We start from the raw sequence: 22,453 nt of genomic DNA, 5'->3' as shown, positions 1-22,453 counted from the left end.
CTAAAACGCCCTAATTATGATGATTAGGGCGTTACGTAGTTATGCAGTATTTACTGCTCCGATGCATCCTTCAAACGTTCCTACGCAATTGCCTAATACCCCACCTCCAGTGCACTCTATAGTCAGTTGCGTCGCTTTATCGCTACAAAGTGTTTTTTGTTGCAGCGGTTCAATTGTTACCGTAGCAGTCGTACTCGGACCTTTCAACCGAGCAATAATATTACAACTAACTCCTGGAGCACCAGTATTTAATATGGATACAGTAATTGGAACAGGGTGGACACATTGAACGTAGACTTGTTCACCACTAGGACAACTTTGCTGAATTACTCCTTTGATCGTACACGCGACGAGTTGATTCCGGCTAGTTATGCAATTTGTCATACAACAAGCGCATCCCATAAACATTCACTTCCTCTTTGTTTGTGACTACATACTATGCATCGGGAGTGTAGCTTGTCTGTGTAACTATACATAAGACACGAAAAAATGGACTTTTGAACTACTTTCATACTTTTAAAATTCGGTTATTGGCAATGTTACTTTTTTCCGTTTTTTATGTAATGCGCTCCCTTCTTATAATATGTTTTCATTTCTTCTATTGGAACGAGACTGCCGCCAGTAGCCCAGCATAGATGTGTCGCATGTTCCATTTTTCTCTCCAGCCCATGACGCTGAATATACGTTGTTTTTTCTCTCAAAAGCTGAATAGGGCCATATACGCCTGCAAGCGCGGATGGTTCTAGCGAAATTCCTTCTTGATCGTTCATTAACGCCAGCAGCATAAACAGCTTCCGGTCATCAACCGTATAAATTCCGCTCACCAGCTTTTCAATTGTTTTTCCGACGAATCGGGACGGCCGTCCGACCGCAAGCCCGTCTGCTTCTGTTTTGTTATCGATCCCGAAATCTTGGACGCATACTTGATCATGAAGCCCTGTCATCATTCCTAATAACATGCACGGCGAATGGGTAGGCTCGGCAAAAAAGCAATGAACATCATCTCCAAATACTAACTTCAATCCAAACGTAATGCCTCCCGGCGCTCCTCCTACTCCGCACGGAAGATAAACAAATAACGGATAGTCTTGATCGACTACAATCCCCGATTCTTCTAGTTGCTTTTTTAAACGGAAAGCCGCTACCGCATAGCCGAGAAATAAATGGGTTGAATTTTCGTCATCAATAAAGTAGTTGTTCGGGTCTTTTTCCGCTTCTTTTCTTCCCATTTCAACTGCACGGCTGTAATCCGATTGATGTTCAATGACATTGACTCCGTTTTTTCTCAATAAATCTTTTTTCCATTGCTTTGCCTCTGCCGACATATGCACATTGACGCGAAAGCCGAGTTTGGCGCTAATAATGCCGATGCTTAAACCGAGATTGCCTGTAGAGCCGACTGTAATCGAAAATTGCGAGAAAAATTCGCGGAATGGATTGCTTGCAAACATCGAATAGTCGTCTTCTACAGAAAGCAATCCATGCGCTAGAGCGAGCTGTTCTGCATGTTTTAAAACTTCATAAATCCCACCTCTTGCTTTAATGGAACCGGCAATCGGCAAATGGCTGTCACATTTTAACAACAGCTTTCCCGGTATCGATTGCTGAAACATAGCCGCTACTTCTTTTTGGACATTTTCGATTTCCACAAGCGGTGATTCGATAATCCCTTTTGAACCTTTTGTTTCTGGAAAAGCAGCCGCGATAAATGGCGCAAACCGTTTTAGCCGCTCTTCTGCTTCCAGCACATCGCGCTCGACAAACGGCAATTCATTCACAACGTCAGAAAACCGCCTATAATTCGGATTCAGCCAAAACACTTCTTCCGATAATATGATAGACTTTAATATCGGATACATTTGCAGCCAATCTTTTAACCGTTTTCCATGAATCATTCGTTCCATCGCAAACACTCCTAAAAAACATATTTCTTTTTAACTACATCATATCCCCCGCTTTTCCCTGCAAAATATTCAATCAGTTCAGCTCGTTTTACACAACGGACGCATAAACCGTATATGCTTGTTCCTGAACGCGCGTTTCTTCATCAAAGCAAACGATCTGTAACCGTTCAAGCCATTCTTTCTCGATTTTGTTCGCTTCTATATAAGTTGCAATAAAGAATTTCCGATTTTTCGTTTTTGTTTTTATCTCCATAAAGCCGACTATGATATAACGTGGCGAGTGATCGGCTGGATGTAAAACAAAATTTCAACTTATATATACACATATACGAATAAAGTAATTAATACAATGACAATGGAGGGAGAATCCTTACTCCGACGTCTCTTCCTTCTCCGATCAAACTGTCAATCCGACGTTCTCGTTGGTCGTCCAACTAGACGACCTACTGGATTGAATCGCACTAGAAAAATGCACGATTATCCGCTGCGCTTCTTCGTCCGGGCAAACGCATTCATTGCGTTGTGGGCTTCACCAAGCAATCCATTTACACGCTGAAGCCGCACTCGTTTTATTATCAGACTAACCGCTTGTCAAAAACGAAAAACTGATCCATTGTTACAGCCGGTATCGCATCGATTACGTCGTATTTGCGGAAAAGGCGATGCCGCTTTCTCCGGTTTTATTGAGTGTCACAACCTTTTCTGACTGGCCCAATGTACAGTACGGCAGATGATCCGCAACCATAGCAGCTGGAACGCTGCTTTCAGGCCATGATGCCGACTTATTTTTCGATATTGATACAAACGAAAATTACGAATGGTCGATCAAACAATGGACACGAGGGGGATTGTATCATGATCGGAAAAAGCGTCATTCGCAAAGAAGCATGGGATAAAGTAACCGGAAGAGCGAAATACACACATGATTACTTCGAAGTGGGAATGCTGCACGCCAAGCTCGTCACAAGCCCGTATGCCCATGCGCGCATTCGTGAAATCCATACCGAAAAAGCCGGCTCCGTTCCCGGCGTACGCGCGATCGTTACCGGTGAAGGGCTGCCGTTGACAGGAGAAGATTTGCGCGACCGTCCCCCAATTGCATTTGATAAAGTTCGTTACCACGGCGAAGTAGTCGCTGTGGTGGTAGCCGATACGCTTGTTCAGGCCGAAAAAGCCGCGAATCTCATTCATGTCGCATATGAACCTCTCCCTTCCGTCGGTTCGCCGCGTGAAGCATTACAGGAAGGGGCGCCTCTCATTCATGAAAATTTAGCAAACTACCAAAAAGGAAAATACAGTTATCCTGAACCGGGCACAAATATTGCGCATCGCACCAAAATCCGTAAAGGCAACATGGAGAAAGGCTGGGCGGAAAGCGATGTTGTTATCGAAGCAAGCTTTGCTTTTGCCCCATCGGATCACGCAGCGTTGGAAATAAGATGCGCCACCGCCGAGATTCGCCAAGATGGCACGATCGTCATTATCGCTTCTTCGCAAGCTCCTTTTATGATTAAACGGCTCATCGGAGAATATTTTGGCGAAGATGTCGGCAAAGTCATCGTCCATACCCCGCTTGTCGGCGGGGCTTACGGAGGAAAAGCCCCTGTCCAATTAGAACTTCTCGCCTATCTCGCCTCTAAAGCGGTCGGCGGACGGAAAGTAAGCGTCTGGAATACAAGAGAACAAGACATGATCACATCACCGGTGCACATTGGCATGGAGGCAACCGTCAAGATCGGTTGTACGGCGGACGGTTATATTAAAGCGGCAGAAATTTTATTTTTGTTTGACGGCGGTGCTTATTCCGATAAGGCCATTGACGTCACTCGCGCGGCAGCAGTTGACTGCACCGGTCCGTATCATATCGAAAACGTATGGTGCGATTCGTTATGCGTTTATACAAACCATCCATACGCCTCCCCGTTTCGCAGTTTCGGTCACTGCGAACAGGCTTTTGCGATCGAGAGGACGATTGATTTGCTTGCAGAAAAGCTGAACATCGATAAGCTGGAACTGCGAATGAAAAACGCGATTCGTCCCGGCCATACGACCCCGACCCAAGTTGTACTGAATCGAAGCAATGTCGGCAATTTGCCGGCCTGCATCGCACGACTGCGCGAACTCATCCAATGGGACGAATGGCAGCGCATCGAAATCAATTCCCGCACCGTACGCGCCAAAGGAGTCAGCTGCGGCTGGAAAACATCAACGATCGATACCGATGCGAGCTCTGGAGCAATTTTAACATTTAATCCGGACGGAAGCGTCAATCTTATATCCGGTGTCGTGGAAATCGGAACAGGAACGAAAACCGTTTTGGCGCAAATCCTTTCCGAAAAGCTAAAAATGGATATTGATGACATCCATGTGAAAATGGACATCGATACGCAAACGACACCGGAGCATTGGAAAACGGTTTCTAGCCGCGGCACATTTATGGCAGGCCGGGCCGTATTATCAGCAGCGGACGATGCCATCCGCCAGTTAAAAGCAATCGCCGCATGCGTCCTCCGCGCTTCCGCCGAAGATTTAGAAGTCGGCTACGGCAAAGTATTTTTACGCGATGATCCTAGCATCTACGTTCCGATTAAAGACATTGTCTACGGCTATAAGTACCCGAACGGAAACGCGATCGGCGGTCAACTCATTGGAAGGGGCCACTACATTTTACGTCATTTAACCCCGCTCGACAAAGAAACCGGTGCGGGAAAACCGGGACCGGAATGGACGGTGTGCGCACATGCGGTGGAAATTGAGTTCGACAAACGCGACTACACGTACCAAATCATCAAAGCCGCTTCGGTCATTGATATCGGCAAAGTGCTTAATCGGAGAGCTGCGCTCGGGCAAGTGATGGGAGCGATGAGCATGGGACTCAGCTTCGCCAGTCGTGAAACGTTTTTGTTCGACCGGTATGAGCGGATTTTGAACGCGCAATTGCGAACATACCGACCGATCCGGTTCGGCGAACATCCGGAATATATGGTCGAATTCATTGAAACGCCGCAAATCGACGCACCATACGGGGCCCGCGGTGTCGGCGAGCACGGTCTGATCGGAATGCCAGCAGCGCTGGCAAATGCTTTATCTGTCGCTGCTGAAGTTCCACTTAACGAGCTGCCGTTGTTTCCTGAACTCATTTGGCGAACAAAGGAAGGAAAGCAATATGGTTCCATTTGATTTTACGTATCATCGTCCGTCATCGATCGAAGAAGCCGTCCGGCTGTTCGAAAGACTCCACAAGCAAGGAAAAACGCCGCTCTACTATGGCGGCGGCACCGAGATTATCACGCTATCACGCTTAAATCTTGCGTTTGCCGATGCGGTCATTGACATCAAACATATTCCTGAATGCTGCGTGCTTCGCATTGAACAGAATGAATTAACGCTTGGCGCAGCGCTTTCGCTGACATCTATTGAAGAAGCCAATCCTTTTCCGTTATTGACAAAGACCGCAAGCGAAGTCGCTGACCGCACGGCGCGTAACCAAATTACGCTCGGCGGCAACGTTTGCGGGCAAATTTTTTACCGTGAAACCGTCCTTCCTTTATTGCTTGCCGATTGCCATGTCGTCATCGCCGGAAAAGACGGTTTAAAGCAGCGTTCCATTCATGAAGTGTTTCAGCAGCGCATGCGTCTGGAACATGGGGAATTTCTCGTTCAAGTAAAAATCGATTTATCATATGTATCGCTTCCGCACGCCCATACGAAACGGCGCAAGCAAGGGAAAGTCGGCTATCCGCTTGTGACGGTCGCCGCTATCAAAAAAGATGAACGGCTGCACGTTGCCTTCAGCGGCGTCTGTCCGTTTCCGTTTCGTTCAAAAACTGTTGAGGAACAACTGAACGCACGGCACCTTCCGATTGAAACGCGGATCAGCCGGGCGTTGCAATACTTGCCAAAACCGATCTTAAACGATACCGAAGGCTCCGTGGAATACCGACTATTTGTGCTGATGAACGCCCTTTCTGACATTCTTATTCCACTCGAGGAGGGGTAGGAAAAGTGATAAAATGTGAAATATTGCTTACTGTCAATGAGGAAAGCCACTCCATTATCGCCCGCCAAGCCGATACGCTTCTCTTTGTTCTCCGCAACCAACTTGGCCTGACTGGAGCAAAGCCGGGCTGCTTAAACGGCGACTGTGGCGCATGCACGGTATTAGTTGATAAAACGCCGATTAAGTCGTGCATGATGCTCGCCATAGAAGCAGCGGAAAAACCTATTACTACGATTGAAGGGCTATGCGACACTCCGATTCAACGCGCATTTATTGAACAATTCGCCTTTCAATGCGGCTACTGCACACCCGGGTTTTTAATAAACGCCTATGCTTTGACTAAACAGCATCCTGACGCGGATGACGAAACAATCCAAGAATGGCTTGAATCGAACATTTGCCGCTGCACAAGCTACCAAGAAATCGAGCAAGCGGTCAAATCGGTGTTAGCGAAAAAACATGAAAACGATTAATTTTCTCCGCTTATGAGCTTGACCGCTCGTAAGCGGAGTATACTACAATGGACAAGCCCGCCCTGAGATATAACACGATCATTGACAAAACGCAGTATTCGGAGTAAGGTTATATCAAATTGGTTTAATATGGGAGATGAAGAAAATGGAAGAAAGACAAACACGCGCTCGCTGGATTACCGTATTTGCAACGTTTTTGGCGTTTATGGGGATCGGCATTGTTGACCCGATTTTACCGGTCATTGCCGAAAGCATTGGAGCGAGCCATTGGCAAGTGGAAATGTTGTTTACGGCGTATATTTTTACGATGGCGATCATGATGATTCCATCTGGTATGTTCACAAGCCGACTCGGAGACAAGAAAATGATGGTCTCTGGCCTTGCCGTCGTTACAGTGTTTTCTTTATTATGCGGCCTATCAAACAGCATTCCGCAACTTTCTATTTTTCGAGCCGGATGGGGTCTTGGCAATTCGATGTTTTTTGCGACGGCGATGACATTGTTAATTGCGCTTACTCCAAAAGTGCAAACGGCCGTCGGTCTATACGAAGCAGCGATCGGACTTGGAATGGCGGGCGGACCTCTAGTTGGAGGCATTCTCGGGCAACTTTCATGGCGATATCCGTTTTTTGCGACAAGTGGACTCATTTTCACTGCTCTATTGCTTGTTTTCTTGTTTGTCTACGAGCCGACAGAAAAAAGCACACGAAAAGCAGCTAGTTTTAGAGAAATGGGACACCTTCTATCGTTTCCTCCGTTTGTAAAAGGAGCGATCGCCGCCATGCTCTATTATTACGGTTTTTTCGTTGTGCTAGCATACTCACCATTAGTGTTAAAGTTATCCGCTGTTCAAATCGGACTTGTCTTTTTCGGCTGGGGCCTCTGCCTTGCATATGGATCGGCAATTTTATCGCATCGTCTAGAAAAAGCATATACACCGAAACAATTGTTGCCATATAGCTTACTTTTGTTTGTAATGTTTCTATTTCTTTTATTCTTCGTCACTAACAAATGGGCATTCATCGTTTGTATTATTTTATCAGGGCTTGTATCTGGATTAAATAATGCCTTGTTTACAAGCTATGTGATGGAAGCATCGCCATATGAGCGCGGCATTACATCCGGTACATATAACTTTGTGCGCTGGATGGGGGCAGCGGTCGCACCGGTTTTGTCAGGAGTGATTGGGAATGCCTTTTCTAGCAAAGCGCCATTTATGATCGCGATGGCGTTGTCGCTAATCGCCTGTGCCTTTTTGTTGCCAAAGAAACAACATCATTCCTTTTCGCAAACAAGCTAACACCTATATAAATACAACTGGGAGGTTTAACTTATGGCGGACGAAAAAGTAGACTCCCTATTTTTTCGACTGTCGGAGGCAAGTCTGTGACTGGCCTTCGTCACGCCTTCGCGTGACAGAGGACCGAACAACCAACCGCTTCACAGACAAATGCATTTGTCTGGAAGCGGTGTTGTTCGGTCATCCGACAGTCGAAACATACCGATTACTCCATAAAAGACGAAAACGTTAAAGTTCCAAATTGCATTTATATAGCACCAGACTGGGTGGAAACTTTAAAATGAAACGGGGCTGACCAATGAACGGCCACCCCCGTTTTTCTATTTCTAATAGTATAAGCTTTCGGTGTAATGACATTTGACACATTTGCGCATGACAGGCGTTTCAAAAAACACGTGCCGGCATTTTTGCTGAATTTCTGCAATTTGCTGTTCAAGCTGAGCAATCCGCTCTTTGAGCCGAATCACTTCTTGCTTCAACGTCGCGACATCTTCTTTATTGGTAAAGGGCTGATCCATTCTCGACAAACTCCTTCGCTTTTTGTCTCATCCCTTCTTCTTTGACAGCCTTTTGCAAATCATGCGAAATCTTCATCGAACAAAACTTCGGTCCGCACATTGAGCAAAAGTGAGCGACTTTCGCTCCTTCCGCCGGCAGCGTTTCATCGTGGTATTCCCGCGCCCGTTCCGGATCAAGCGAAAGGTTAAACTGATCGTTCCAGCGAAATTCAAAGCGCGCTTTCGATAGCGCATCATCGCGCAATTGCGCTCCTGGGTGCCCCTTCGCTAAATCAGCTGCATGTGCCGCAATTTTATAGGCAATGACCCCTTGGCGTACATCTTCCTTATTCGGCAATCCTAAATGTTCTTTCGGCGTCACATAACAAAGCATCGCCGTCCCATACCAGCCGATCATCGCTGCCCCGATCGCCGATGTAATATGGTCATAGCCCGGTGCAATATCCGTTGTCAGTGGTCCTAATGTGTAAAACGGAGCACCCTTGCAAATTTCGATTTGCTTATCGACGTTTTCTTTAATTTTATGCATCGGCACATGCCCAGGTCCTTCGATCATCACTTGCACATCGTGCTTCCATGCAATTTCCGTCAGTTCTCCGAGCGTTTCTAACTCGGCAAATTGCGCTTCATCGTTCGCATCGGCAATCGAGCCAGGCCGCAAGCCGTCCCCTAACGAAACCGCAATATCATACGCTTTTAAAATTTCGCAAATTTCTTCAAAATGCGTATAAAGGAAATTTTCTTCATGGTGAGCTAAACACCATTGCGCCATAATCGATCCACCGCGAGAGACGATGCCCGTCGTCCGGTTGATCGTCAACGGAATGTAGCGAAGCAAAACACCGGCGTGAATCGTAAAATAATCCACCCCTTGTTCTGCTTGTTCAATGAGCGTATCGCGGTAAACTTCCCACGTCAAATCTTCAACAACGCCATTTACTTTTTCCAACGCTTGATAAATTGGCACCGTCCCAACTGGAACCGGGGAGTTGCGAATAATAAATTCCCTTGTCGCATGAATATTTTTTCCGGTCGATAAATCCATAATCGTATCCGCTCCCCAGCGGACCGCCCACAGCATTTTTTCGACTTCTTCTTCAATCGATGACGTGACCGCCGAGTTCCCGATGTTCGCATTGATTTTGACATGGAACCGGCTTCCGATAATCATCGGCTCACTTTCTGGGTGATTAATATTCGAAGGGATAATCGCCCGTCCCGCTGCAACTTCTTGGCGAATAAACTCTGGATCCATACGTTCGCGAATCGCGACAAACTCCATCTCCGGCGTAATAATTCCTTTTTTTGCGTAATGCATTTGTGTAACCGCACGCCCTTTTTTCGCACGTAGCGGTTTGCGTTGGAACGGAAGAACAATTTCTGATTGCTTTCCATTGCGCAGACCGTTATCTTCCGGCTTTACCGGCCGCCCTTCGTACTCTTCAACATCGCCGCGCTCTAAAATCCAACGTTTGCGCAATTCAGGCAACCCTTTATGAATATCGGGATGAAACTGCGGGTCCGTATACGGGCCGCTTGTGTCATAGACGCGGACAGGTTCATTTTCAAACGTCCCTGCCTCTGTTTTTGTTGAGCTTAATGTAATCTCTCGCATCGGAACGCGAATATCTGGTCTAGAGCCTTCGACATACACTTTTTTACTTGCAGGAAACGGCATAGAAGATAAAACGTTTTGCATGCAACTTCCTCCTCTTAATTTTTTTGATCCGAAGTTACACCAAAACGTATGGAAAAATAAAATCGGATTCTCTAAAAAGAGAACCCGATGGAATGTACAATAGCGCAAGTATATTACAATACTCCCACTATCTACTTCCCTACGCTGGCATAACCCAGATCAGGTTCAAAGGGTCAAAGAACTTCAACGCGTTCTTCTCTCAGTCCAAGCTATTGGACTCCCCTAGTAGATCAGTCATTTATTTATTTTTTTAAAATTTTAGCATATTTATTCATCCATGTAAACGTTTTTTGTACTTTCATGCGCTAAATCTCCGCAATAAAGATTGCATGTCTTCAGCCATTTTGCTTAATGAGGAGGCAGAAGAAGCGATTTCTTGCATGGAAGCCATTTGCTCTTCGGTGGCAGCGGAAATATTGGTCGAGCCTACGGACGACTGTTCCACAATCGCGGTAACGCTTTCAATCGAAGCTGCAACTTGTTGGGCGCTTTTTGTCATTTGTTGAATGACAGCAGAAACGTGTTCAATTTGTTCATTGAATCTATTGATCGACTGGTGGATTTGTTCAAACGAAAGACCAGCTGTTTGAACCGCATGAAGTCCTTGGGAAACCTCGCCAACGACCGTCTTCATCGATTCGATCGCGTTTTCTGTTTCTTTTTGAATATCGCCGATAAGCTGTGTAATTTGTTGAGCGGACTGTGCCGACTGTTCAGCTAGCTTGCGCACTTCATCCGCTACAACCGCAAATCCTTTCCCTTGTTCTCCTGCTCGTGCTGCTTCAATGGCAGCGTTTAATGCTAATAAGTTCGTTTGTGAAGCAATTCCGGTAATCACTTGTGTAATTTGCCCGATTTCATTCGAACGCTCCCCTAACCCTTTGACGACTTCTCCAAGCGCTTGAACATGTTCGTGAATAAAATTCATTTGTTCTTCCATCTGTTCGATCGATTGTTTGCCTGTCGTTGCCTTTACTAACGTTTCCCCTGCATTCGTGGATACTTGCTGCGTATTGGCAGCGATTTGCGTCAAAGCGCTCGAAATATCGTTCATCGAGCTCGATGTTTCTTGAACCATTTTCACTTGTTGTTCCGAATGCAATGCGATGTCTTCCATCGTTGTAGCGATTTGTTCAGTCGCTTTCGTCGTTTGCTCTGCAATCCGGGAAAGCTGTTCGGAAAACAACGCCATCTCATCGGAATGGCGCTTCATATTTGCCATGATCGCTCTCCACGTTTCAGCCATTTGATTCATGCAAACAGCAATTGGCTTTAACTCTCTGACGCGATCTATAGGAACGCGTATCGATAAGTCCCCTTCCGTCATCTTTTCCAAATGTGCATTAATGACAGCAATCGGCGCAACAAAGCGGCGATAGTTCAATGTCGCAGATAATGTCCCAAGAATGATGCCAAACAATACGGTCGCTGCCATCGTCCACCAAAAAGCCAGTCCATTCACACCATTTCCAATGCATACCCCTAAACCAATTAACGACGTACCCGGAATGACGACAAGCAAGGTACGAATAATATAGCTCGAAAGCGACACCTTTTCCCCCTCCAAATTTTCTGTAAATTAAGAATTTATTTATTATTATATCACTTCTCTTAACAAATGAAAGAGAATTTTTATTATAATATATTGTTAAAGAACGACATAATAAAACATATAAACTCCCCATCTTCTTTTTTTGTTTTACAGGTATAATGAAATAAGAAGGTTTAAGGCCTGTCGTTGTGAACGATAGGCCTCGATTATTTTCCATATAACAACAATTGTGCAATTCCGACAAAATACTCGGATTCGCGGATAATATGGTTCAACACGACTTTTGCGGTTGAGTTTTGGCTTACAGCGGCGCTTTCTGTTTTCAGCTGCCGGCATAGCTGGATAAAGGCTAAACTTTGTTGCAAACAGTATGCCACTAAGTGCAGCACTTGCTGATACAACTCGTTGGACAAATATGTTCCGGCGCGGACAACGGATTCGATATAGCGAACGATTTGCTGATGGGTAGTCGATAGCGCTTCTTCCCATCTTTGCAATGCCTCTACAAACGATTGCTCAAGCCCTGCCACAAGTTCACGAATGACAACCGTATGTTCCTCTTCTTGATGCTTCCAAAATTCCGCTTCATCTAAAATGCGCAACGGCATTTGCTGGCCGTAATAAAATTGCATTCATATCCCCCCGATCCGCTCTACTCGGTTCAATATATGGGAGAAAAGAAGCAAATATGAGTGAAATCCTTATTCATACGGTCGTTTTTGGTAAAAAAAGTTTGGTGTCACGATCGTATTGTCGTAGTTTTTATGGAAAATGTGCGTTGTCGCCGGCGAAACAGGTGGAATGAGCCATGTCCAATCCCCTGTTACGTGGCGGCACGCTTCTTGTTCTTTTTGTTCAAACAACTTAAACTGCTGCGCTGCCGTATGATGATCGACAATGCTAACGCCTGCTTTTTTGTAGGAATGAAGAACCGCCACATTCAGTTCAATTAACGCTTTATCTTTCCAAAGTGTTGCGTTCGTGCTCATATCAAGCCCGATACATGAAGCGATTTTTGGAAGCATGTTGTAGCGGTAATCGTCGGCCAAATTGCGGGCGCCAATTTCCGTTTCCATATACCATCCGTTAAATGGAGCGGCCATATAACGAATGCCCCCGATTTCTAGACACATGTCGGAAATAATCGGCACCGCATACCATTTCAGCTGCAAGTCTTGAAACCAAGCAAACTCTGGATGCACAATTGGCACTTCTAGCACGAGCTCGCGTGGGATTTCAAACCACTTCGGTTGCCGCCCTTTAATTTGAACGACGAGAGGCAATAAATCAAAGTTCGTTCGTTCTCCTTTCCATCCCATCTGTTCGCATGCTTTTGTAAAAGAAAGTGAGGACGAGTCACCGATCACGCCATGTTCTGTCTCATACCCTGCATAACGGATGAGCTGGTGGTTCCAAATGCGCACCTCTCCATTCGGCTTAAACACCGTAATCGTCGGGCGAATTTTTCCGCCGTTTGTTGCAAATTCAATATGATGAAATAAATGTTCTACTACGTCTTCCTCTGTTTCAGCGTTCCGCGCATCAAACACATACAACGTCTGCCAAAACAAGCGGCCGATGCAGCGGTTGCTGTTGCGCCACGCCATTTTTGCGCCGTGCTCCAGCTCTTCATATGTATGAATATACGTGCCGGTACGGAAAATATCTTGTTGAATTTCCCGCAAACGCCGTTCTGTTTCTTCGCCACTTTTTCCTAGTTCCTGATAGCATAAGCGAATAAATTGTTCTGCTTCGTTCCATAACCATTCTTGTTTGCTCAACATACGTCCCTCTTATCCTTTAATTAATCTTTTGCCACAATGATTGTACCAAAAAAACAGGCCCCTTGTCCGGGTGCCTGTTTCAAACTCGAGGTGATTTTATTTTTATCAATACACATCATTTCTTCGCTTCGGCGTATACCATCTACGAACTGGCTGGTGATTCTGTCGTTACATACGTTCCGGCGATAAAATCGTGAATCGCCCGTTTGTCCTCGCGCGCTGCGACCATAATCGCACTAATTAGCAGGGCGAAACCTAACGTAATACCATAAAGAAGAGAAGCAACAATCGAGCGCAAAAACATCGCGCCGAATCCGAGCTTTTCCCCGTTTATTTTCACAATGCGAATACCGATGATTTTTTTCCCAACTGTATAACCAGACCATATAACAGGAACAACCCAGAAGTATAAGACATTTATGATGGATGTAAAAGCGTCTCCTCCCCAATCTCCTTTTATCCAATAACTAATCACTGCTAACGGAATACCGATTATGATGCCATCTAAAAGGCTTGCGAGAAACCTTTTCCAAAAGCCCGCTGGTTTTGTCACCATGTATCTCTCCCCTTTTGACATAATTACTATTAACATATTCTTTACCAATACATCCGATTCGTGGAAAATACCGTCATTTTTATCATACATTCTTTTTCCACGATTCACAATATAATTCGGTAAAAAAACAATCGCCCGACCTTATAGAAATTGTATCTATTTGCCTACTGCCCAACCACTTTTATTTTTCGTTGCATCTTCTCAAAAAAACAATATAGCGGCCATCCGTTTGAATAAAACGATGACCGCTATTTTTTATTTAGCGAACGATGCATGTTTTCGAGACGTCCCTTGTGTCATGCGCAGCACGAACAAAATCACGACGATTCCTGCTGTCACTACGTACATGATGACTATTTCACGGTATTGCGTATCCGGTCCGAGCAATACTCCGTGAGCAAGCGCGAACAGATAGGCAGGAAACGAAAGATAGTGGATCGATCTCCATACTTTTCTCCCGAATTGTTTCATCCAATCGGATGTGACCATAACTAAAATGACCATATATAACGCGATGATCCCTAATCCGATCTGCAGTGAGCGAGTATGAGCTGCAAATGGAACAAAAATTTCTTTTAACGAAAGACCCTTCTCTTGAGCAAAAAATAAAACGAATCCGTGCACCATTCCAAACAACAAGCCAAACCAACCGGACGATTGATGCAAGATGTTAAGCGTTTTGCGGCCGCTTGGTGTCATCCACGAAAAACTTTGCAACATGCCGGCGACCATCGATACAAACAAAAGAACATACGAGGTGAGCCCCGCAGCTCTTGTTGTATTCCAAATTGGCAACACATCACTAACTGTTGCTAAAAACCTGTCCAAGTTTATGCACCTCCTCTGAATAATTAGACAGTTGTCCGCCTATTGCGATCGAACCGTCTGTCCGAACACCAATGGCGCCAAGATCAGCTCGTTTTTCTATCATCCATGCGATCCCATTTTCCCAACCAAGAATAAGCAAGCATTTTGCGTATACTTCCGCTGTTGTTACATCTGGGGCAAAAACGGTTGCTTGCACGAGATCAGAGTCGCTACATTGCCCGATTTGTGGATCGATAATATGATGAAACATCGTACCATTTTGGTCACGCCAACGCCGCTTCATCGTGCTGCTTGTCGCAATTCCTGCTTCTCGATGTAATTTCAAAAACAAAAGATCGTTCTCTGGGTGAAAGGGGTCCGCAATATACACTTCCCATCCTTTCTCATTTTCTCCCCATATGACAATATCTCCTCCTGCATCAATGACCCCTCGCAAAACACCGTTTTGTTTTAGTTGACGGCTCATCTGCTCAGCGCTCCATCCTTTCGCAATTCCTCCAAGGTCAACAGAGACGCCTGAAGATAATGTGATGCTTTTCATCCGTTGATCAATCATCACAGGCCGGGAAACTTCGTGTTTTTCTTGCCGCGTATATAAAAAATGAGGCGAGATCGTTTCAAAGCTGCGGTCATATCCGATCCCGCATAACACGTGGCCAAGATACGGATTAAACACGCCACCTGTTTCCACATAATAAAAATCCGCCTCAATCATAACTTGAAACAACAAATTCGAAGGTAAAAAAGGCCGGCCGTTGGAACGGTTCAATTGCGAAAGCTCGCTATCTTCCCGAAACCGGCTTAACGTTTTTTCCACAAACGCAAACCATTGCTCAACTTGCTTCCTTTCTTTTTCCCTCAGCCCAAACGTACAAATCGTCGTATTCATCGCGCGAAATTCATGCATCATTTTTCCCTTCCTTGTTAAGAAGCTCTGGAACGGATGCGGCCCTGATCAGTATTGCCGCTAAACGAATGATCTTGTCTAAAATCCCGATATTGACTTTGTTCATGATCTGTTTGAGGGGCTTGAAATGAATTTGGCCCCTCGATCGATGAACGGTCGTCAAAAGAAGTACCGAAATCAGGAAAGACATTTTCGCTATTTTCATTGTTTGTCAATCCTTGATCATTCGAATCGTTTGTAGCCACGGTCACACTTTTTTCATCATATTGTTGTGACAAACCGACAAAACCTGTAAACATCGCAACGCTTGAAAGGCCGACGAACCATTTTAACCATTTTCCATTTGCCATTTTCATCCCTCATTTTCATTTATATTTATTGACGTTCCCCGCGCTCGCTTAATTGAAGAGATACGGTCATACTTTTTCCATTGCGCAAAATCTGCATTTGAATGTTCTCCCCGATTTTCGTTTTTGTATATAAATACTTTCTTAATGCGCTCACACTATCGATGTTTGTTCGATTGATCGCTACAATGACATCTTTCGCTTGAAGCCCTGCACGGGAGGCTGGAGAAGAAGGCTCAACCGCTGTGATTACGACCCCTTTTGTTACATTTTCAGGCAAACCTAGTTGCTCAAACCGAACCTGTGCTGGAATCTCACTTAAATCTTGCAGCCCCACACCAAGGTACGGGCGCTTCACTTTTCCATATTGCATTAACTGTTCAATAATCGGTTTCACATCTTGGCTTGGAATCGCAAACCCTAATCCTTCTACACCTTCCTGCGAAATTTTTAAACTATTAATACCGACAACTTGTCCGGCGCTATTAATGAGCGCCCCCCCGCTGTTGCCTGGATTAATTGCCGCATCGGTTTGGATGACATTTAATTCCCATTCTCCTGCTGATGTCGAAACGGAAATCGTTCGTTTTCCACTCACAATTCCTTCTGTCACCGTTCTCGATAAATCTAGCCCTAGCGGATTTCCAATCGCAGCGACTTGCTCCCCGATACGAAGCGAAGACGAATCGCCAAAGCTCGCGACTTTTTGGACATGTTGTCCATCCATTTTTAAGACCGCTAAATCCGTTAACGGATCGGCACCGACAACAGTGGCTTTGACGCGTTCTCCTTTCGCAAAGGATACTTCCACTTTATCGGCTCCTTCGATAACATGATTGTTCGTCACAATATATGCCACGTTTCCATCCTTTTTAAAAATTACTCCTGATCCTGTACCTGCTTCTTGTTCTTGAGAAACGTTCGAAAACATATCCGTTTGTTTCTGAATGTTAATCACTCCTACGACCGCTTCCGCTACTTGATCAATCGCTTGAACCATGTTGTTCGAAGTGCTGGCCGTTTGCTGAAGCGGCAACGTGTTGTTTGTCTTCGTTTCTTGTTGTGCCACCGCTGTTTGCTTGCTTTCTACTTGCGTATAAATCCCTAAAACAGGAGCGATGTAAAGAGTAACCCCACTCCCTATCACTGCTCCAACGATCGAAGCGGATAAAAACGAGAAAAATCCTCTTTTTTTCGGCGGACGATTCGTATACTCGTATTGTTGCATGTTCATCGTACCACTCCTTTTTACTTTGTTCTTCCTTTTGCTGATTTCATTGTAAAAAAGAATGGTGAAAATATGGTGAAAACAACCATGTTTTTTACGTAAATGTGAACATCATTGACAAAAATCGAAACAATCGTTAATATACCTTATAGGGTATATGATTGGAGGGATCAACAGAACGAAATGGAGTTTTTGTTTTTTCTATTCATAGCAACCTTGATATACAACCTATATGTGCGATATGTTCCCGTTTGCCGTATTCCGACGGTCTCTTTACAGCAACTATCCATTATAAAAAAAGAAAACATTGCCGTCGTCGATTTACGCGATTATAACGATATGACGACGTTGCCAATCGAAACAGCGATTTCCTTGCCGCTATCGTATTTAAAGCGCAACTATGAGCAACTCCCTTACAAAGATGTCATTGTTGTGACATCGGATTCCATCACGACAAATCTGGGAGTGCGCAAGCTAAAGCGATACGGCTTTCGAGTCAAAGGAGTTTGCTGTGTGGAACAACAAGTTCAGACAAAGATAAAAACCGCGTAAATCTATATGGGAGGGGCTAGCTTATGAAAAAAATTGTGATTGTCGGCGGAGTAGCAGGGGGAGCTACTGCGGCGGCACGTCTTCGTCGGTTAAGCGAACAATACGAGATCGTCATGTTTGAACGAGGCGAATATATCTCATTCGCCAACTGCGGGTTGCCGTATTATATCGGGGAAGTCATTACCGACCGAAAAAAGTTATTAGTACAAACCGTTGAAGGAATGTCGAAGCGATTCCGTCTTGATATTCGCAACTTCAGCGAAGTGACAGCGATTCATCGCGACCGGAAAACGGTTTCGGTAAAAAATGTCCAGACGGGGGAAGAATACGAAGAAACGTACGATATCTTATTATTGTCACCGGGGGCAAAACCAATTGTTCCGCCGATTCCAGGAATCGAAGAAGCAAAAGCGTTGTTTACGCTCCGCAACGTGCCAGATACGGATAAAATTAAAGCATATGTCGACGAACAAAAACCGAAACATGCTATTGTGATCGGCGGCGGCTTCATCGGCATTGAAATGGCCGAAAACTTAGTCGAACGCGGTGTGAACGTTACACTTATTGAACGATCTAACCAAGTCATGGCGCCGATTGATTATGAAATGGCGGCGATTGTTCACGCTCATATGCAAGAACATGGCGTACAGCTCATTTTAGAAGATGGGGTGCAAGCGTTTGAACATAACGGCCGCCGCATCATATTAACGAGCGGACGTGTGCTTGAAGCAGATATGATCATTTTAGCGATCGGCGTTCAGCCGGAAAGCCAATTGGCAAAAGAAGCTGGTCTTGAGTTAGGCATCCGCGGCACGATTAAAGTGAACGAACATTTGCAAACGTCAGATCCGAACATTTACGCTATCGGCGATGCGATTGAAGTGAAAAACTATATTCACGGGTTTGAAACGTTCGTACCGCTCGCATGGCCGGCCAACCGGCAAGGACGCCTTGTCGCTGACCATATTCACGGGCTTGATGTAAAATATAACGGCACGCTCGGAACGGCGATCGCCAAAGTGTTTGACTTAACGGTTGCCGCAACCGGAAATAACGAAAAAACGTTAAAACAGCTCGGTATTCCGTACGAAGTCGTGCACACTCATCCGATGAGCCATGCAAGTTATTATCCAAACGCCCAACAAATGACGTTAAAGCTCATTTTCGATAAAGAAACAGGCAATATTTACGGAGCACAAGCGGTCGGAAAAGACGGAGTCGACAAACGGATCGACGTGATCGCTACCGCTATTAAAGGCGGCTTAACGGTTCGCGAATTGCCTGATTTAGAGCTTGCTTACGCTCCGCCGTTCTCATCTGCCAAAGACCCGGTGAACATGGCCGGTTATGTCGCTTCGAACATCATAGACGGAATGGCAGAAACCGTTCAATGGCATGAAATTGACGATATCGTCGCCAACGGCGGTTTTCTCATTGACGTCCGCACGCCGGGAGAAGTCGCGCACAGAGCAATTCGCGGCGCGGTCAATATTCCGCTCGATGAGCTTCGCGAACGGTTGAGCGAACTTCCGAAAGATAAAACGATTTATGTCACATGCCAAGTCGGCTTGCGCGGCTATTTAGCGACACGCATTTTGCAAGAAAACGGGTTTGCGGCGAAAAACTTAGACGGCGGCTATAAATTATATGCTTCAGTGTTCGGAGCAAAGTAAGGTGGATGATGTTCGAACATATACACCCTGAAAAAATACAATCCATTCTAGCAGAACAATGTCATACGGGAAGTACTTGATGTACATGAACATGACACAAGGGAAGATTCCCGAGGCACGCCACCTTCCGCTTGGCGAACGATTACAGCGCCTAAATGAACTTGACCGAGCGAAAGAATATATTATCGTATGCCGCTCTGGCAATCGAAGCAGTCTTGCTTGCGAATGGCTAAGTGAACGCGGTTTTCAAGTGACAGGATGAATTGGAAAGATGAAGTCGAATAAAAAGCTGTTAAAATAAGTGCCTGCCACCCCCGATTCCATCAAACTTAGAAGTGACAGGCACTTAATCTTTCCATTTATTCATGCTTTATTTTACCACTTCTTGCAGCACAGCTTCTGTTACGCTTTGTAAATCTTCCACGCTAAGTTCGATTAGCACCCCGATTTTTCCGCCGCTGACAACAATCTCATCAAGTTGAGAAGCGCTGGAATCAATAAAGGTCGGATAAGGTTTTACCATGCCGATCGGTGAACACCCTCCGCGAATGTAGCCCGTCAACTTTTGTATATCTTTCATCGGTACGAGTGCGACATTTTTCTCGCCCGTTACTTTCGCTGCTTTTTTCAAATCCAGTTCCGATTGTACGGGGATAACAAATACATAAATGCTTCCGCTGCTCCCTTGCGCTACTAATGTTTTATATACGCATTGAAGGTCTTTCCCAATTTTATGAGCAACAGACATGCCGTCGATTTTTCCATCGTGACTGTCGTAGACAATAACATTGTAAGAGATTTTTTTCTTATCAAGGATACGCATCGCATTTGTCTTTGCTTGCACCATTTTTTCTCCGTTACAGAAAACTTACAAAACCTTATAAACTATCTTGTAAAATTTATAAAGTTTACGTTTCCTTCCTTGTTCATCGCGCCCGATTTCGCCAAAGCTACTCTCGTTTTATGTGGCGCTCCGAAGGCTTTACTTCCCCACTAACGTATGGGTACATGTCGTGCTATATGATGGATGCGGCATATTGTTTCAAGTTGATGCTCGCATTTACATCGCGATCGATTTCCATCCCACATTCTTCACAGCGGTATATTCGTTCGGATAGAGAAAGTTTCTCTTTCACATGACCGCAATTGCTGCACCTTTTGCTGGAAGGATAAAAACGATCTGCCACGATCCACTCGATGCCATGCCATGCACATTTGTACGTCATTTGTCGTTTGAACTCGTGGAATGTTTGTTGGTGGATCGCTTTGGATAGCTTTTTGTTTTTTAACATGCCACTTGTATTTAAATGTTCCATCACGACATACGCTGGCTTGGTTTTCACCAACGCTGTTGTGATGTGGTGGGTGTGGTTTAGCTGTATGTTTTTCAGCCTTCGGCGTTTTTTCAACACAAGGAATTCAAGTTTCTTGATGTTTTCCGTTTTTCTGTAACGGAATTCACCTCCTTCTGTTTGAATGTTGTTCATTTCATATTTTCGCGACAGTTTTCTTTGTAGTCGCTTGATTTGTTTTTCAAGCTTTTTCACTTTCGGCGTATAGTTGATATTCGGAAATGCCATGCCATTGCTGACGGTAGCTAGAGATTTTATTCCTAAATCAATCCCGATGCCTTCCGTGTACGTTTCATGCTTCACTTCGACTTCTTCTACACCGATTGTTAAAAACCAATGCAACCCATCAAACACGATTCGTGGGTTCACGTATTTTACATGTTTTCCATGTGGGATACGACCTCGTTCCGCCAAACGAATCCAATTGAATTTTTGTTTGTTTTTCTTTTTCGAAGGTGTGAGTTTCTCTAGCTTCACGTGCGTATCGGTCACTTTGATTTTTGCGGTATCTTGATAAAAGCTTGGTCGCGTTCGTTTTTTTGTTTTAAACGTTGGAAACTTGGCCCGTCCTTCAAAAAAGTTTTTGTAGGCAGTTGTCGCATCTTTGATCGCTTGTTTTGTGATGTTGTTCGAGAATTGATTCAGCCAACCGTACTCTTTCGTTTGTTTCAGCTTCGTCAGCCTTTTTCTTATTTCGCGATCACCTAAAAACTTACCATCCTGCTTATAGCTTTCTTGTTCTTGTGCTAATGCAAAGTTATATGCCCATCTGGCAACACCAGCGCATTGAAATAGCTTTGTCTTTTGCTTATGGTTGGGCAGAAGCATGACTTTGTACGTCTTAATCATTTTCAGTCAGCTCCTTAATCATTTTCTTGGCTTGATTCGCTCTTTTTCCTTGTAGTTTACAGCTAAAAACGGTGATGATTTGAATCAAATCCTCGACAAGTTCTTGTTCTTCGGTCTTTTCTGTGTGGTCTATGATTTCAATCGCCGTTCCGTATTTATTGCATATATTTTCGATCAGTTCAAAGCCAAACCGAACAAGCCTATCCTTATAAAGAATGACGATCTTTTCAACTTCTCCATTCGTTACCATATCCATCAGTTTGTTTAAGCCATTTTTGTTATAGTTGATTCCACTACCTATATCCGTGATGATCTCGAATTGATAACCTTTCGCAATCATGTATTCTCTAACATATTGCACTTGTCTTTCCAAATCATCTTTTTGTTTTTGGCTTGACACTCGACAATAACCGATAACTTTTTTAGGAAGAATAGGTTTTCTTATGCCAAGAATTTGATGAAGTTGCTGTTCTGAATAATATCTAAACCCCGATGGTGCGACATACGCAGGTTTTAGAACATTGTTTTTGTCCCAATTTCTCAATGTTTGTTGTGTTTTGCCGATCCGTTTAGCAAATTCGCCAATGCTATAATATTTCAATCAAGATCACCTCTATATACAATTATGTCGCAAAAACAAAAATTGTATATAGAATTTTATAAAAAATTATAAAATTTATTTAACTGTTGGTTTACCTCCATGTTCGTTTTACTTCTTATGACTTATGTTACGGCTAAACGAAATGCAACTCAAGTTGACGACACAGTTAAGTGGATCTCTGTTCACTTATCGAACGGAACGGCACAAAAAAGATGATCTGCAGCAAACCGAATTCCCTGGCATCTTCCGTGCCAAGCAGATTGCTCATGCTGCCTTACATTCGGAAACCTACTATACCGCAATAACATCTCAAATAAAAACAAACCCAGT

Annotated in this window: 22 protein-coding genes and 1 riboswitch; of the genes, 7 read left to right on the top strand and 15 right to left on the bottom strand. The window is 44.6% G+C overall.

Going from position 1 to position 22,453, the window contains the following annotated elements:
* Nucleotides 1-539: 539 nt before the first annotated feature.
* Both HNQ34_RS09995 and HNQ34_RS09990 read right to left on the bottom strand, forming a co-directional pair.
* A complete protein-coding gene (locus HNQ34_RS09995; RefSeq protein ID WP_183254212.1) occupies nucleotides 540-1,895 on the bottom strand; it encodes a D-serine ammonia-lyase in 1,356 nt (451 codons plus the stop codon).
* Nucleotides 1,896-1,992: 97 nt separating this feature from the next.
* A complete protein-coding gene (locus HNQ34_RS09990; RefSeq protein WP_183254102.1) occupies nucleotides 1,993-2,157 on the bottom strand; it encodes a hypothetical protein in 165 nt (54 codons plus the stop codon).
* 599 nt (nucleotides 2,158-2,756) lie between these two features.
* Between HNQ34_RS09990 and HNQ34_RS09985 the strand changes: the two genes are divergently transcribed.
* The 4 genes from HNQ34_RS09985 (at nucleotide 2,757) to HNQ34_RS09970 (ending at nucleotide 7,677) form a co-directional block, all read left to right on the top strand.
* Nucleotides 2,757-5,084 carry a xanthine dehydrogenase family protein molybdopterin-binding subunit gene (locus HNQ34_RS09985; RefSeq protein ID WP_183254210.1) on the top strand — a complete coding sequence of 776 codons (2,328 nt, stop codon included), beginning with the start codon at nucleotides 2,757-2,759 and terminating at the stop codon, nucleotides 5,082-5,084.
* On the top strand, nucleotides 5,071-5,904 hold the full coding sequence (locus HNQ34_RS09980; protein ID WP_183254099.1) for an FAD binding domain-containing protein: 834 nt from the start codon (nucleotides 5,071-5,073) through the stop codon (nucleotides 5,902-5,904). The genes HNQ34_RS09985 and HNQ34_RS09980 overlap by 14 nt, the downstream gene beginning before the upstream one ends.
* Nucleotides 5,905-5,909: 5 nt before the next feature.
* Nucleotides 5,910-6,377 (top strand): (2Fe-2S)-binding protein, encoded by a 468-nt coding sequence (locus HNQ34_RS09975; RefSeq protein WP_183254097.1) that lies wholly within the window; start codon nucleotides 5,910-5,912, stop codon nucleotides 6,375-6,377.
* A gap of 145 nt (nucleotides 6,378-6,522) precedes the next feature.
* A complete protein-coding gene (locus HNQ34_RS09970) occupies nucleotides 6,523-7,677 on the top strand; it encodes an MFS transporter (RefSeq protein ID WP_183254095.1) in 1,155 nt (384 codons plus the stop codon).
* 326 nt (nucleotides 7,678-8,003) lie between these two features.
* Here HNQ34_RS09970 and HNQ34_RS09965 read toward each other — a convergent pair whose 3' ends face one another.
* From HNQ34_RS09965 to HNQ34_RS09920, 10 genes are all read right to left on the bottom strand, one after another.
* Entirely contained in the window at nucleotides 8,004-8,195 is a 192-nt protein-coding gene (locus HNQ34_RS09965; protein ID WP_183254093.1) for a coiled-coil domain-containing protein, read from the bottom strand.
* The gene (gene thiC, locus HNQ34_RS09960) at nucleotides 8,173-9,894 is read right to left on the bottom strand and encodes a phosphomethylpyrimidine synthase ThiC (protein WP_183254092.1); all 1,722 of its coding nucleotides are present in this window, start codon (nucleotides 9,892-9,894) and stop codon (nucleotides 8,173-8,175) included. Before thiC ends, HNQ34_RS09965 begins: the two co-directional genes overlap by 23 nt.
* A 119-nt stretch (nucleotides 9,895-10,013) precedes the next feature.
* Nucleotides 10,014-10,128, bottom strand: a riboswitch (TPP riboswitch).
* A 64-nt stretch (nucleotides 10,129-10,192) separates the two neighbouring features.
* The gene (locus tag HNQ34_RS09955; protein ID WP_183254090.1) at nucleotides 10,193-11,446 is read right to left on the bottom strand and encodes a methyl-accepting chemotaxis protein; all 1,254 of its coding nucleotides are present in this window, start codon (nucleotides 11,444-11,446) and stop codon (nucleotides 10,193-10,195) included.
* 206 nt (nucleotides 11,447-11,652) lie between these two features.
* Nucleotides 11,653-12,078: a DUF2935 domain-containing protein gene (locus HNQ34_RS09950; protein ID WP_183254088.1), complete on the bottom strand. Its 426-nt coding sequence runs from the start codon at nucleotides 12,076-12,078 to the stop codon at nucleotides 11,653-11,655.
* Between the two features lie 69 nt (nucleotides 12,079-12,147).
* Nucleotides 12,148-13,230 (bottom strand): nitric oxide synthase oxygenase, encoded by a 1,083-nt coding sequence (locus HNQ34_RS09945; protein ID WP_183254086.1) that lies wholly within the window; start codon nucleotides 13,228-13,230, stop codon nucleotides 12,148-12,150.
* A 142-nt stretch (nucleotides 13,231-13,372) separates the two neighbouring features.
* Nucleotides 13,373-13,786, bottom strand: a complete 414-nt coding sequence (locus tag HNQ34_RS09940) for an RDD family protein (RefSeq protein WP_183254084.1) — start codon at nucleotides 13,784-13,786, stop codon at nucleotides 13,373-13,375.
* A 255-nt stretch (nucleotides 13,787-14,041) separates the two neighbouring features.
* The gene (locus HNQ34_RS09935) at nucleotides 14,042-14,614 is read right to left on the bottom strand and encodes a ferric reductase-like transmembrane domain-containing protein (protein ID WP_183254082.1); all 573 of its coding nucleotides are present in this window, start codon (nucleotides 14,612-14,614) and stop codon (nucleotides 14,042-14,044) included.
* A complete protein-coding gene (locus HNQ34_RS09930; RefSeq protein WP_183254081.1) occupies nucleotides 14,589-15,521 on the bottom strand; it encodes an FAD:protein FMN transferase in 933 nt (310 codons plus the stop codon). The genes HNQ34_RS09935 and HNQ34_RS09930 overlap by 26 nt, the downstream gene beginning before the upstream one ends.
* Before the next feature lie 17 nt (nucleotides 15,522-15,538).
* Entirely contained in the window at nucleotides 15,539-15,871 is a 333-nt protein-coding gene (locus HNQ34_RS09925; protein WP_183254079.1) for a hypothetical protein, read from the bottom strand.
* Between the two features lie 25 nt (nucleotides 15,872-15,896).
* Nucleotides 15,897-17,102, bottom strand: a complete 1,206-nt coding sequence (locus HNQ34_RS09920) for a S1C family serine protease (protein WP_183254077.1) — start codon at nucleotides 17,100-17,102, stop codon at nucleotides 15,897-15,899.
* 177 nt (nucleotides 17,103-17,279) lie between these two features.
* Here HNQ34_RS09920 and HNQ34_RS09915 point away from each other — a divergent pair, with 177 nt between their 5' ends.
* The 3 genes from HNQ34_RS09915 to HNQ34_RS09905 all read left to right on the top strand — a co-directional run bounded on the left by HNQ34_RS09915 (nucleotide 17,280) and on the right by HNQ34_RS09905 (nucleotide 19,583).
* Entirely contained in the window at nucleotides 17,280-17,648 is a 369-nt protein-coding gene (locus HNQ34_RS09915) for a rhodanese-like domain-containing protein (RefSeq protein WP_183254075.1), read from the top strand.
* A gap of 23 nt (nucleotides 17,649-17,671) precedes the next feature.
* A complete protein-coding gene (gene cdr, locus HNQ34_RS09910) occupies nucleotides 17,672-19,321 on the top strand; it encodes a CoA-disulfide reductase (RefSeq protein ID WP_183254073.1) in 1,650 nt (549 codons plus the stop codon).
* Between the two features lie 79 nt (nucleotides 19,322-19,400).
* The gene (locus HNQ34_RS09905) at nucleotides 19,401-19,583 is read left to right on the top strand and encodes a rhodanese-like domain-containing protein (RefSeq protein ID WP_246364046.1); all 183 of its coding nucleotides are present in this window, start codon (nucleotides 19,401-19,403) and stop codon (nucleotides 19,581-19,583) included.
* Between the two features lie 108 nt (nucleotides 19,584-19,691).
* Here the strand turns inward: HNQ34_RS09905 and ybaK are convergent, their stop codons facing one another.
* The 3 genes from ybaK to HNQ34_RS09890 all read right to left on the bottom strand — a co-directional run bounded on the left by ybaK (nucleotide 19,692) and on the right by HNQ34_RS09890 (nucleotide 22,123).
* Entirely contained in the window at nucleotides 19,692-20,168 is a 477-nt protein-coding gene (ybaK, locus tag HNQ34_RS09900; protein ID WP_183254071.1) for a Cys-tRNA(Pro) deacylase, read from the bottom strand.
* Between the two features lie 169 nt (nucleotides 20,169-20,337).
* The gene (locus HNQ34_RS09895) at nucleotides 20,338-21,522 is read right to left on the bottom strand and encodes an RNA-guided endonuclease InsQ/TnpB family protein (protein WP_183254069.1); all 1,185 of its coding nucleotides are present in this window, start codon (nucleotides 21,520-21,522) and stop codon (nucleotides 20,338-20,340) included.
* Nucleotides 21,515-22,123, bottom strand: a complete 609-nt coding sequence (locus HNQ34_RS09890) for an IS607 family transposase (protein WP_183254067.1) — start codon at nucleotides 22,121-22,123, stop codon at nucleotides 21,515-21,517. The genes HNQ34_RS09895 and HNQ34_RS09890 overlap by 8 nt, the downstream gene beginning before the upstream one ends.
* Nucleotides 22,124-22,453 lie beyond the last annotated feature (330 nt).

The organism is Anoxybacteroides tepidamans, assembly GCF_014201465.1.
Classification (GTDB): domain Bacteria; phylum Bacillota; class Bacilli; order Bacillales; family Anoxybacillaceae; genus Anoxybacteroides; species Anoxybacteroides tepidamans.
The sequence above is the reverse complement of the archived record's forward strand: the minus strand, read 5'-3'. Positions and strand labels throughout refer to the sequence as shown.

Coding starts and splice junctions, on each gene's coding strand:
- HNQ34_RS09905 (WP_246364046.1), top strand. CDS start 19,401: ATGTACATGAACATGACACAAGGGAAGATTCCCGAGGCACGCCACCTT.
- HNQ34_RS09925 (WP_183254079.1), bottom strand. CDS start 15,871: ATGGCAAATGGAAAATGGTTAAAATGGTTCGTCGGCCTTTCAAGCGTT.
- HNQ34_RS09895 (WP_183254069.1), bottom strand. CDS start 21,522: ATGATTAAGACGTACAAAGTCATGCTTCTGCCCAACCATAAGCAAAAG.
- HNQ34_RS09915 (WP_183254075.1), top strand. CDS start 17,280: ATGGAGTTTTTGTTTTTTCTATTCATAGCAACCTTGATATACAACCTA.
- HNQ34_RS09995 (WP_183254212.1), bottom strand. CDS start 1,895: ATGATTCATGGAAAACGGTTAAAAGATTGGCTGCAAATGTATCCGATA.
- cdr (WP_183254073.1), top strand. CDS start 17,672: ATGAAAAAAATTGTGATTGTCGGCGGAGTAGCAGGGGGAGCTACTGCG.
- HNQ34_RS09980 (WP_183254099.1), top strand. CDS start 5,071: ATGGTTCCATTTGATTTTACGTATCATCGTCCGTCATCGATCGAAGAA.
- HNQ34_RS09990 (WP_183254102.1), bottom strand. CDS start 2,157: ATGGAGATAAAAACAAAAACGAAAAATCGGAAATTCTTTATTGCAACT.
- HNQ34_RS09945 (WP_183254086.1), bottom strand. CDS start 13,230: ATGTTGAGCAAACAAGAATGGTTATGGAACGAAGCAGAACAATTTATT.
- ybaK (WP_183254071.1), bottom strand. CDS start 20,168: ATGGTGCAAGCAAAGACAAATGCGATGCGTATCCTTGATAAGAAAAAA.
- HNQ34_RS09950 (WP_183254088.1), bottom strand. CDS start 12,078: ATGCAATTTTATTACGGCCAGCAAATGCCGTTGCGCATTTTAGATGAA.
- HNQ34_RS09930 (WP_183254081.1), bottom strand. CDS start 15,521: ATGCATGAATTTCGCGCGATGAATACGACGATTTGTACGTTTGGGCTG.
- HNQ34_RS09970 (WP_183254095.1), top strand. CDS start 6,523: ATGGAAGAAAGACAAACACGCGCTCGCTGGATTACCGTATTTGCAACG.
- HNQ34_RS09940 (WP_183254084.1), bottom strand. CDS start 13,786: ATGGTGACAAAACCAGCGGGCTTTTGGAAAAGGTTTCTCGCAAGCCTT.
- HNQ34_RS09920 (WP_183254077.1), bottom strand. CDS start 17,102: ATGAACATGCAACAATACGAGTATACGAATCGTCCGCCGAAAAAAAGA.
- HNQ34_RS09965 (WP_183254093.1), bottom strand. CDS start 8,195: ATGGATCAGCCCTTTACCAATAAAGAAGATGTCGCGACGTTGAAGCAA.
- thiC (WP_183254092.1), bottom strand. CDS start 9,894: ATGCAAAACGTTTTATCTTCTATGCCGTTTCCTGCAAGTAAAAAAGTG.